We start from the raw sequence: 13348 nt of genomic DNA, 5'->3' as shown, positions 1-13348 counted from the left end.
GTAAATTTTTGGGGTGATTTCGTTTCATAAAGAGACCTTAATTAAAGTCATTCTATTCCTTTACCAAAGTGTCCGAATTTATTAAAGCACAACACACTGGCTTTGACCAACGCACACTGGCGTATACCTTCGATTGCCATCAGCGTATTTTCAATTTCCCCCAGTTCAGCCCGATGACCATTGACTTTACCGTATCCAGTTACTCAGTCTTGTATCAACCGTTGAAACGTTGAGAAAGAAACGTCCACCACAAAAATAAGGCACCGGAGTCATTAACATCCGGTGCCTATATTCTGCGAAATTATCCGGCTGTTATAAGAATCTTTAACCAGATAATTCTATCTTTAATTATTGCTTTTCATCCCGCAATATCACCGATATTACAGCGCCTCCACTTCGCAATTCATTGCCAATGCCGTACTTAAGATCTTAGCCAGAATCGTTTTATTTTCGCTATCTTCCATCAGGCTAAAATGATCTCCAGGAACAGGAGTTAATTGTAGCGAAGAGTCGGGAATTATCTGCTCCCAACCTAACGACGGTTTCATTGTTACGGACTGTAGCTCAATATCTGTAACAAACGGGATCTGCGGATAAGATTCCATGGCATAGAATTGATGCAAGGTTATTGCAAGGGCTTTCGGCTTATAATCTTTGACCATTTCAACATAGTTCCCTATCTGCTCCCAGCGTCTTGCAATTAAATCAGGGCGCAAATTAGATGGGTATAATGCCAACTTCTGTGCAGCGGCAATAAATTGCACCAAATTCAGCTCATCCATTTTCTGATATAATGACGCAATTTCCTGAGGATGTTCATCTATTGCCTGCCTTGCCAAATCAGCCAGAAAATGAAGTTTAGGTTGAATGACCAGTGCCTTGAGATGGTGAGGAGCCGGTGTATCAATCAGGCCTAAAAAGTCAACTGTCTCTCCAGCATTCAAGAGTTGTTGAGCAATGGCGTAAGCCAGTACACCACCAGAAGAATAGCCGTATATCCGGTACGGTCCTTCTGGTCGCACCGCTTTCATAAAGGTAATCATTCTGACTGCCAAGGCTTCAATGGTCGGCAGTGCTTCATTGATTAATGGCCAAGGTAGCGCATAAATCGGGTAATCCGCCTGAATATGCTGAGCCAGCCCGAAAACATAGGAATAATCTTCCATGCCGCTAGGTATAAAGAATAGTGGCGGTTCGGTGCCATCGGGTCGTATCGGTACAGCACTGCTTTGTGATTGAGATAGCGGATCTAGTGTGATCTCTGCCACCAGTTCCGCCAGCACCGGAAATTGGAACAGATTATTCAATGAACAAATCAACCCTCTCTCTGCGGCCAGACTGATCATCCGCATGGCAAGCAGAGAGTGTCCTCCCAAGGTAAAGAAGTTGTCTTGCCGGCTAATCTGCTCAACGCCCAGTAATTCACGCCAGATAGTTGCCATAACGATTTCCGTTTCCCCTTGCGGTGCTTCATAGATTTGGTGGGCAAAGGTGTGCTGCTCAGGCACAGGCAACGCCCGATGATCCAGTTTGCCGTTCGGGGTCAACGGAAAGGCATCCAACTGCACAAAAGCAGCCGGAATCATGTAGTCAGGCAACAAGGTTCTCAAATGACGATGTAATTGGGTCGCCAATCCGTTATCCGCAGACGCCGCTATATTATTAGCTTGCACCATTACATAATAAGCCACCAGATGTTTATCCTGCCCTTCACCCAACACCCGCACTGCAGCCTCACGCACCGCCGGATGTTCTGCCAACCGGGCTTCAATTTCCCCCAGTTCAATGCGGAAACCCCGGATTTTGACCTGCTGGTCATTACGGCCGAGAAATTCCAGATTACCGTCCGGCAGGTAACGGGCCAAATCTCCGGTCCGGTACATGCGGGCATTCGGTTGATCACTGAATGAATCCGCCAGAAAACGTTCAGCCGTCAAATCAGGGCGGTTCAGATAGCCACAGGCCACCCCGTCACCCCCAATATAAATCTCACCGATTGCTCCCAACGGAACTGGCTGACCATGATTGTCCAGCAGATAAACCCGCGTATTGGCAATGGGTCGGCCAATAGGGATGTTTATCGCACCTTGTGCTAAGGCCCTGATACAGTATGTTGTCGTAAAAGTGGTGCCTTCACTGGGTCCATAGCCATTTAAGAGTTGTTGTGGTGGGCTGTTATTCAATACCTGACTGATAACATGAGGATCAAGAACATCACCCCCGACAATCAGGGTTTTTATCTGCGGCAGAGCCGGAGATAGCTCAGTGAACAACCTGTTAAACAACCCGACAGTCAGCCACATCACTGTAATGCCATGGTTTTGTACAGCCCGGATGAGTTCCACCGGTGTCAATAACATGGCACGATCAATCACGACCAACGCGCCCCCATTAAGCAACGGTGCCCAGATGTCAAAGGTGCTGGCATCAAAAGCCGGATTCGCGGTAAAGGCCACCCGATCATCCGGTTCGATGGCTACGTAACCGTTATTGATGACCAGCCGAGCCACGGCACGGTGCGGTACCAGAACGCCTTTCGGAGTGCCGGTTGAGCCAGAGGTGTACATAATATAGGCCAGTTCCGTGCTGGTACGCGGTAAATCAAGGTTAATACTATTTTTTTGTCCGCTGGCTTGTTCACTCACCGCCTCGCTTTCATCGGAAAGACGTAACAATGGGACAATCAAGTCAGTCGGAATTGCTGTCTGTGTATCGGTAAGTAACAATTTGGCGGCACAGTCATTGATCAGCCAGTTTTTCCGCCCATCCGGCATATCAGGGTCCAGAGGGACATAAACTGCACCAGCTTTAAGTACTGCCAGTTGCGCCACCACCAGCTTGATGGAGCGCTCAAACAACAGCGCAATATGATCGCCGGAGCCAACACCTTGCCCGATTAACTGACGAGCCAGCCGGTTTGCCCATACATTCAGTTCACTGTAGCTCAGGTGTTTTTCTCTTGTGATCAGGGCTGTTGCCTGCGGAGTTTTTTCCACTTGCTGTTCAAAAAGTTGATGAATACATAACGATTCAGGATACACGGTTTCAGTGGCATTCCAGGTTTTTAACAACAATGTGCGTTCAGTTTCCGGCAGAATTTCTAACTGCTGTACCGACATATCAGGTGCCTGCTCAAGTGCTTCTGCCAGACTTTCTAACGCTTGCTGCATATAGCCGCATATCCGTTCCGGATCAAATGGCTGTACCACTTGAGCCGTTAGCCCCAGATCAGTGCCGCCATCCTCTACCGACAACACAAACGGATAGTTAGTCCGTTCCTGTGCGCCAAGGAATTCGATGCCGCTCACCATTTCATTTGGTGTTATCGGCTGCGTATTATGCCGGTAGTTCAACAGCGCATTAAAAAGAGGCGTTCCACTGGCTACGCCGCTGCAACGCTGTGCCAGCGCCAGTGACGCGTGTTCATGTTCCAGCAACCCTGCCAGTCGGCCATGTGCTGCGCGTACACTGTCCCGCACCGAGGTATGATCGATATCCAAACGCAACGGCAAGGTATTGATAAACAAGCCCATGCCACCATCAGACCCTTCACCTGCTGTCATGCGTCCAAACAAGACTGTGCCGAATACTACCTTCTGCTGCCCACTGGAACGCGATAACACTTGCGCCCAAGCCAGATGGCACAGCGCCGCTACACTGACACCCAAGCGCCGCGCCTGATTACGCAAGCGATCATTCAGTTCCGCTGCCAGCATCCGGTGAGATTCAGTTACCTGTGAACCATCATAGTGCACTTCCGACAATCCAAATGACAGCGTTGGCTCATCTACCTCAGCCAACATATCGGTAAAGAAACGGGCATGTTCTGCCTGACTGACACCCTGCCGAGCCTGTGCCACGAGATGGCGGAACGGCACCGGTGCCGGCAAGCTGTCTGTTCGTCCGGTGAGAAAAGCCTGAACTTCGTTGTTCATCACCTCCAGCGTGGTATGGTCGCCAATCAGGTGATGCAACAATTGCAACACAATCCAACGGCCATCGCTCTCTTGTGCCACAACAAAACGTAATAATGGTGCCTGATTCAGGTCAATACGATGTTGACGCGGATCGAAACGTCGGGCCAGTTGGTCACTGATTAGCCCATCAGCCGGGTTGAGTGTCAATTCCGTCACTAACAAAGGTGCCTGACGGCAAACGACCTGTGCCGGCACAGATAATCCCTGCCAGATAAAAGCAGTACGCAAGATGTCATGACGGTCAACCACCTGTTGAACCGCAGCCAGATAACGGTCGAGTAAATGTCGATCAGCAAAAGCCTGTTGCATGATCAGCAGATAGGGATCGCCCTCATTGGCCAGCAAATGGTGGAATAAAATGCCATCCTGTAACGGTGACAGCGCGTAAATATCCTGAATATTGGCGATCCCACCCGGCACTTGCTCAACAATACAATCAATGTCAGATTGAGCGAGATCAATCAGCGGCAACATGGCTGGCGTTAGTACCGCCGCATCCGGGGTAATAACGTTGTCAGGCACACTCATTTCACAATGTTGAGCCAAAGATTGGGCTAATACACTTAATGTCGGATGCTGGAACAGCGTTTGTACTGACAGGCCTAAACCAATACGCCGTAAACGTTCAATCATCTTGACCGCCAGCAGCGAATGCCCGCCCAAAGCAAAGAAACTGTCATGCCGGCCAATTCGCTCAACATTCAGTAATTCCCGCCAGATAGCCGCTAATGCTATTTCAATTTCCCCTTGCGGCGCTTGGTAAACCTGGTGGGCAAAGGCATGCTGATCAGGTGCCGGCAGCGACCGGCGATCCAGCTTGCCGTTAGGCGTCAGCGGAAAGGCATCCAAACGCACAAAAGCTGCCGGCACCATATAGTCAGGCAAAATATCATTCAGGTGTTCACGCAGTCTGGTTGCCAGCCCGTCATTTGCTTGTGCTACGATATAAGCCACCAGACGTTTATCCTGCCCGCCCCCCAATGCCAGGACCAGTGCTTCACTTACCTCAGCGTGTTCAACCAGTCGCGCTTCGATTTCTCCCGGTTCAATGCGGAAACCCCGGATTTTCACCTGTTGGTCATTGCGACCCATAAAGACCAGATTGCCGTCCGGCAGGTAACGGGCCAAATCTCCGGTCCGGTACATGCGGGCATTCGGTTGATCACTGAATGAATCCGCCAGAAAACGTTCAGCCGTCAAATCAGGGCGGTTCAGATAGCCACAGGCCACCCCGTCACCCCCAATATAAATCTCACCGATTGCTCCCAACGGAACTGGCTGACCATGATTGTCCAGCAGATAAACCCGCGTATTGGCAATGGGTCGGCCAATAGGGATGTTTATCGCACCTTGTGCTAAGGCCCTGATACAGTATGTTGTCGTAAAAGTGGTGCCTTCACTGGGTCCATAGCCATTTAAGAGTTGTTGTGGTGGGCTGTTATTCAATACCTGACTGATAACATGAGGATCAAGAACATCACCCCCGACAATCAGGGTTTTTATCTGCGGCAGAGCCGGAGATAGCTCAGTGAACAACCTGTTAAACAACCCGACAGTCAGCCACATCACTGTAATGCCATGGTTTTGTACAGCCCGGATGAGTTCCACCGGTGTCAATAACATGGCACGATCAATCACGACCAACGCGCCCCCATTAAGCAACGGTGCCCAGATGTCAAAGGTGCTGGCATCAAAAGCCGGATTCGCGGTAAAGGCCACCCGATCATCCGGTTCGATGGCTACGTAACCGTTATTGATGACCAGCCGAGCCACGGCACGGTGCGGTACCAGAACGCCTTTCGGAGTGCCGGTTGAGCCAGAGGTGTACATAATATAGGCCAGTTCCGTGCTGGTACGCGGTAAATCAAGGTTAATACTATTTTTTTGTCCGCTGGCTTGTTCACTCACCGCCTCGCTTTCATCGGAAAGACGCAACAACGGGACAATCAAGTCAGTCGGAATTGCTGTCTGTGTATCGGTAAGTAACAATTTGGCGGCACAGTCATTGATCAGCCAGTTTTTCCGTCCATCCGGCATATCAGGGTCCAGAGGGACATAAACTGCACCAGCTTTAAGTACTGCCAGTTGCGCCACCACCAGCTTGATGGAGCGCTCAAACAACAGCGCAATATGATCGCCGGAGCCAACACCTTGCCCGATTAACTGACGAGCCAGCCGGTTTGCCCATACATTCAGTTCACTGTAGCTCAGGTGTTTTTCTCTTGTGATCAGGGCTGTTGCCTGCGGAGTTTTTTCCACTTGCTGTTCAAAAAGTTGATGAATACATAACGATTCAGGATACACGGTTTCAGTGGCATTCCAGGTTTTTAACAACAATGTGCGTTCCGTGGACGACAAAATATCAATGGCCGTAACAGGTTGTTGAGGCTGGTTCACCATTGCCCGCAATATAGCCTGCAAATAACCCATCTGCCTTTCGATGGTTTCAGGGTCGAACAGGGCAGAAGAATAATTCAGCACTCCGACAATTTCGCCCGCCTTCTCCGTTAATTCCAGTTGCAGGTCGAATTTCGCTATGTCGTATCCCAGCTCAAAGGGGGTTACCGCTAGTTCCGGTAATTGCCATTCCTTTGTTTCACTTTCTTGCCAGGCAAACATCACCTGAAACAGTGGCGTATGCTCTGGTCTGCGCGGCGGCTGAACAATTTCTACCACTTGCTCAAAAGGCAAGTCCTGATGTTCCTGTGCCCCTAGTGTCGTCTGCCGCACACGCTGTAGCAATGTGACCACATCCGGCATACCGGATAAATCAATACGCAACGCCAGTGTGTTGACAAAGAAACCAAGCAGTGACTCAATTTCCCGCCGGTTGCGGTTGGCACTCGGTATACCAATCACCACATCATCCTGACCAGACAGGCGCGATAACAACGTAGCCCAAGCGGTCAACAGCGTCATAAACAGTGTGGTACCGTGCGGTTGCCCCAAATGTTTCAGGGCCTGTACCAGTGTGGCATCAAAGTGTACGGCTACCTGACCGCCGGCAAATGATTGCTGCGAGGGTCGCGGTCTGTCCAGCGGCAATTCAAGTAATACCGGAGCATCTGCCAGTGTACGACGCCAGTAATCACTCTGCGCCTGTACGCCTTCATCAGAGAATACCTGCCGCTGCCAGACAGCATAATCAGGATATTGAATAGTCAATGGCGGCAGCGGATCAGGTTGTTGATTCAGACAAGCAACATAAAGTGCCGTCAGTTCTGATTCCAGTATCCCTAAAGACCAACCATCAGAGATGATATGATGCTGAGTCAGCAGGAATAAATGCTCCTCTTCGGCCAGTCGGACCAGTGCGCAACGAATTAAAGGCCCACGGGTAAGATCAAACGGTGTTTTGGCTTCCTGTGCGCACAAATGCGCAAGCTGTTCATCAACGTCAGAGGCTTTACGCAAATCGTATTTTTGCATCGGCAGACCAAATTCCGCCGGCAACAATTCAACCTGAGGCTGACCATCTACAGTGATAAAAACGGAACGCAGTGCTTCGTGGCGGGCAAACAGGCGCTTCAGGGCCTGTTGCCAGGCAGAAAGGTCAAGCCGTCCACGTAAGCGCAGGGCTGTCGGAATATGATAGGTGTCACTGATCTCCTCAAATTGCGCCAGAAACCACAAACGCTGTTGACCAAACGATAAAGGCAAAACACGATCACGGGATATTGGCCTGATTTCAGGCAATTGATCACTGTTCGCATGACGTTGTGCGCAGATCTTTTCGGTAAATGCCACCAGTGACGGAGACATAAACAACGTGGCCAACGGCAGATCGACACCGAAAGCGGTTATCCGGTTCATCATCCGTACCGCTAACAGAGAATGTCCGCCCAAGGAAAAGAAATTATCATACCGGCCGATCTGTTCAACACCCAGTAATTCACGCCAGATAGCCGCTATTGCGATTTCCATTTCTCCTTGTGGCGCAACATAAATCTGGCGGGCGAAAGCATCTTCCCCTGGCGCGGGCAATGCCTGATGATCCAATTTACCGTTTGGTGTCAGCGGGAAGGCCTCCAGGCACACAAAAGCGGCCGGCACCATATATTCAGGTAACATCGCGCTCAAATAGGCGTGCAAAATGGCCGCTAATCCGCTATCCGCTTCGGCCACAATATAGGCAACCAAACGTTTATCCTGCTCATCCCCCAAAGTCACTGCCACTACCCGCGTCTCATGCACCATAGGATGTTCTGCCAACCGGGTTTCAATTTCACCCGGCTCAATGCGGAAACCACGGATTTTAATCTGCTGGTCGTTACGGCCAACAAACACCAGATTGCCGTCCGGCAGGTAGCGCACTAAATCCCCGGTCCGGTACATCCGGGCATCAGGCACATCACTAAATGGATCAGCCAGAAAGCGCTCGTCAGTCAGATCCGGACGATTGAGATAGCCACGAGCGACACCATCCCCACCAATATACAATTCTCCCACCGCCCCTAATGGGACTGGCTGGCCGTAGTTATCCAGCAGGTAAATGCGGGTGTTCGCCGTTGGGCGTCCAATGGGAACCAGCATATCAGTATAGTGTGACGGGCAACGCCAACTGGTCGCACAGACCGTAATTTCTGTCGGGCCATAGGCATTAAACAGGGTTGCCTGACGACTTAGTGACCGTATTAGCACAGGGCTGGGGGCTTCACCACCCAATATCAATGTCGGTTTTATCATTATCGCTGGCAAATCAGCCCCATCCCGCAACAGAGCAGGAGTCAGGCAGGCATGTGTCACCGATTGTTCTTCCAGATAATGCCAAAGGCGACGCGAGTCTTGACGAACGGTCTCGGCCGGAATAACCAGACAGGCTCCGCTGCCTAATGCCATCATGATTTCCCAGACACCGGCATCAAAGCCAAATGAAGCAAACTGCAACATTCGGCTAGCGGGATGAATGCCGAATCGGGTGATTTTATCCTGAATAAGATTGATCAACCCACGATGTTCAATCATCACCCCTTTGGGTGTCCCGGTCGATCCAGACGTGTAAATCACGTAGGCGAGATGGCGGGAGGTCAAGGCAGCAACCTGTGGATTGCGGTCTGGCTGATCAGGTAAGATAGTTGGGTCCAATACTGTCAGTCTTGCAAGTGCCTGTTCACCCAATGCGGCTCGTCCGGTACTGTCCGCCAGCAATATCTCTGGGGCTGCATCGGTCAGGATATGTGACAGTCGTTCTCCCGGATAAGCCGGATCTAACGGCACATAGGCCCCACCCGCTTTCAGCACTGCCAACACCGCTATTACCCGCGCGGGTGAACTTGCCATGCAAATCGCCACCCGTTGATCTGGCACGACACCCAAGGCAATCAGTTGGTGGGCAAGCTGGTTAGCACTGGCATTCAATTGTCCGTGGCTGAGTGTCTGATTTTCAAACACCAGTGCCGTGGCATCCGGAGCTTTCTCCGCCTGTTGCTCAATTAACTGATGGATGCACAGTTGTTCAGGATAAGGAGTTTCAGCCGTGCTCCAGGTTTCCAGCAATAACGTGCGTTCTGATGCAGGCAAAATATTAAGTGCCCGTACCGGCGTTTCCGGCGCCAGTTCAAGGGCATCCGCCAGACTTTCCAGCGCCTGCTGCATATAACCGCATATTCTTTCTGAATCAAACGGTTCCACCACCTGAGCAGTCAGACCCAATGTGTCAATACCATCCTCAACCGACAGAACAAACGGGTAGTTAGTACTCTCCTGTTCACCAAGAAATTCAATACCCGGCATCCTCTCATGCGGTGTCATTGGTTGTTCATTATGCCGGTAATTCAACAGGGCACTAAAAAGCGGTGTGCCGCTCTGTATACCACTGCAACGCTGGGCCAATGCCAGTGAGGCATGTTCATAATCCAGCAATCCGGCTAATCCGGCATGTGCCATCCTGACGCTATCATGTACCGAGGTACCATCTATATCCAGCCTCAGTGGTAATGTATTGATAAACAGCCCCATACCGCTGTCAGCAACTTCCCCCGCCGCCATGCGTCCAAACAGCACAGTGCCGAATACCACTTTCTCTTGTCCGCTGGTATGCGACAATACTTGTGCCCAAGCTAAATGACACAGGGTTGCCAGACTGACGCCCAGACGTCTCGCCTGCGCACGCAGACGGTTATTCAGCACAGGAGGCAGCTTCCGGTGCGCTTGTATGACCTGCGAACCATCTCGATGTACCTCAGTCAGCCCAAACGGTAACGTCGGTTCATCCACCTCCGCCAGCATGTCGGTAAAGAAGCGAGTGTACGCTTCCTGACTCGCCCCTTGGTGGGCCTGAGTGATCAGATTACGGAAAGGTACAGGTGCCGGTAAATCATCTTCCTGTCCGTCAAGATAAGCCCGAACTTCGCGGTTCATGACTTCCAGCGTGGTGTGGTCACCAATCAGATGATGTTGCAATTGCAGTACATACCAGCGGCCATCCGTTTCCTGTGCTATTACAAAGCGTAATAACGGCGCTTGACTGAGATCGAGACGATATTGGCGCGGATCAAAACGTTGTGCCAGTTGATCACTCACCGACCCGTCAGCCGGGTTCAACATGAGTTCAGTGACTGACAATGGAGCCTGATGCCAGACCACTTGCGCCGGAACAGACAATTCCTGCCAGATAAAAGCGGTACGCAAAATATCATGGCGGTCAACCACCTGTTGTACCGCGAATAAATAGCGATCCAGCAAATCACGGTCAGCAAAGATCATCGGATAAGCCAGCAAGTAAGGATCACCTCCTTTCTTCAGCACATGGTGAAACAAGATACCGTCCTGCAACGGTGACAGTGCATAGATATCCTGAATATTAGCTGCCCCACCCGGCACTTGTCTGATGATGTGATCAATGTCAGGTTGAGTCAAATCAATCAACGGTAATATCGCCGGTGTCAGTGCCGTGGTCGCCGCGGTAATGAGATTCGGCGGCACTGTCACAACCTGATGTTGCCCCAGAGTTTGGGCCAGCTCCGCCAGTATTGGAGACTGGAACAGGTCGCGGGCAGCCAGTGTCAGACCTAAATGACGTAGCTGTTCAATCATGCGTATGCCGAGCAATGAATGACCGCCCAGGGCAAAGAAGCTGTCATGTCGGCTTATCTGCTCAATACCCAGTAATTCACGCCAGAGAGTCGCTAATGTAATTTCCCGCTCCCCTTGCGGTGCAGCGTAAACCTGACGGGCAAAGGCCTCTTCACCCGGTGCCGGCAACGCCCGGCGATCCAGTTTGCCATTGGCAGTCAGCGGGAATATATCCAACCGTACAAAAGCCACCGGCACCATATAATCAGGTAACCGCGCACTGAGGTGTTCACGCAAGTGGGCAGGTAATTCGTTATCCGGCTCTGCCAGTACATAAGCCACTAACTGCTTGTCTTGTCCTTCGCCTGATGCCAATACCACGGCTTCACGCACTGCCGGATATTCCGCCAGTCGGGTTTCAATTTCCCCCGGTTCAATACGGAAACCACGGATTTTAACCTGCTGATCGTTGCGCCCCAGAAACTCCAAATTACCATCAGGCAGATAGCGGGCTAAATCACCCGTCCGATACATCCGCGCACCCGGGACGTCACTGAATGGATCAGCCAGAAAGCGTTCAGCGGTCAATTCAGGGCGATTGAGATAACCGCAGGCCACCCCGTCGCCACCCACATAAATCTCGCCAATCATTCCCGATGGCACTGGCTGGCCCTGTTCATCCAGTAAGTAAACCCGTGTGTTGGCAATGGGCCGGCCAATCGGAATACTGGTTGTTCCTGCAGTTAAAGCCTTAATCCGGTACGTAGTGGTAAAGGTGGTGCCTTCGGTCGGCCCATAGCCATTCAATAACTGCTGAGGTGGATTGTTGCGTAAAACTTGGGTAATCACATGAGGGTCAAGGATATCGCCGCCGATAATTAAGTTTTTCAACTGCGGCATAACCGGGAGCAACTCCGTCGCCAGCCGGTTAAACAGGCCGGCGCTTAACCATAGCGTATTAATTTGATAATTGTCTAATGCCTGTATAAATTCCGGTGGTGTCAACAAAGTGGTGTGGTCGATCACCACCAGTGCCCCGCCATTGAGCAAAGGGGCCCACACTTCAAAGGTGCTGGCATCGAATGCAGGATTAGCCGCGAAAGCAACCCGGTCATTGGTTTCAATTTCAAGATAGCCATTATTAATAACGAGTCGGGCCACAGCGCGGTGAGGCACGATCACCCCTTTTGGGGTGCCAGTTGAGCCGGAGGTGTACATGATATACGCTGGCGCAGTATTGGAACAAAGTAAATCAGGATTAAGGCCTTCCTCTTCCTTGCTCACGTCTGCCTCATCAGAAAGACGAATTAGCGAAACATCCAAGTCAGTCGGGATAGCCGTTTGTGTATCGGTGAGTAACAATTTGGCTAAACAATCTCTTATCAGCCAGTTTTTTCTCTTGTCCGGTACATTGGGGTCGATAGGGATATAAACCGCTCCCGCCTTGAGAATAGCCAATTGAGCCACCACTAACTCAATAGATCGTTCTAACAGGATTGCTACATGATCATTCGGGTCAATCCCTTGTTTAATTAGTTGATGAGTCAGTCGATTAGCACGAGCATTCAATTCCGCATAACTCAGGGTCTTATCCCCTGCTATTAATGCCGTCGCTGTCGGGGTTTTCTCTACTTGTCGTTCAAACAACTGATGGATACCTAACTGATCAGGATAGACGGTCTCAGTGGCATTCCAGGTTTCCAACAGCAGTGTGCGTTCAGCTTCTGACAACAAATTAAGTTTCTGAACAGATATGTCGTCACTGACCTTTTCTGGCTGTATTTGTACTAATCCCGCGTCAAAGATAATTTCCTTTTTAGCCATGCTAGCTTTCATCTACTTATTACCTCAACGAATCTCTTAGTTATTTGAAAGATTTCACTCTTAACAGTCACAACAAATGCTTTTCCCCTATTTCTTTCTGCAAAGAAAGAGGGGGCGTGCCAAGTATCAATTAAGATCCTCAGACAACACTTTTTATTGGGTGCTGATGTAATAGCCCTGTTAATAGCCGCATAATTAACAATTCTTAGATAATTATTTTTCTGAAAATGGAATAAACAATTAATACAGTGAACTGGAGGAAGATATTCCATATCCCTGCTGTATTTTGTCCATATGGAATTAATGTTGTATGTAAACTATTTAATTTAAAAATCAAACAGTTACGTAGAGAAATCAACCTCCTGATCATTAATTAATATTAGGTTTACTTTGATAATTCTCTGCAAAATGGGCCTAACTGAATTCTATAGGGAACAGATTTCACCATAAGAAAATTACTTATTATTGGTTATATTGATTAGTATATATTCATATACGTAAAAATCATTAACTAACCTGATTAAATATAATTT

At 49.9% G+C, this 13348-nt stretch carries 1 protein-coding gene; it reads right to left on the bottom strand.

The features are described from left to right. Window positions 1-380: 380 nt before the first annotated feature. Window positions 381-12827 carry a non-ribosomal peptide synthetase gene (locus tag BM329_RS00800; protein ID WP_092547442.1) on the bottom strand — a complete coding sequence of 4149 codons (12447 nt, stop codon included), beginning with the start codon at window positions 12825-12827 and terminating at the stop codon, window positions 381-383. Between the last annotated feature and the right edge of the window lie 521 nt (window positions 12828-13348).

This window comes from Xenorhabdus koppenhoeferi (assembly GCF_900116635.1).
Lineage (GTDB): Bacteria > Pseudomonadota > Gammaproteobacteria > Enterobacterales > Enterobacteriaceae > Xenorhabdus > Xenorhabdus koppenhoeferi.
This window is presented reverse-complemented; position numbering and strand designations above follow the sequence as displayed.

Coding starts and splice junctions, on each gene's coding strand:
- BM329_RS00800 (WP_092547442.1), bottom strand. CDS start 12,827: ATGAAAGCTAGCATGGCTAAAAAGGAAATTATCTTTGACGCGGGATTA.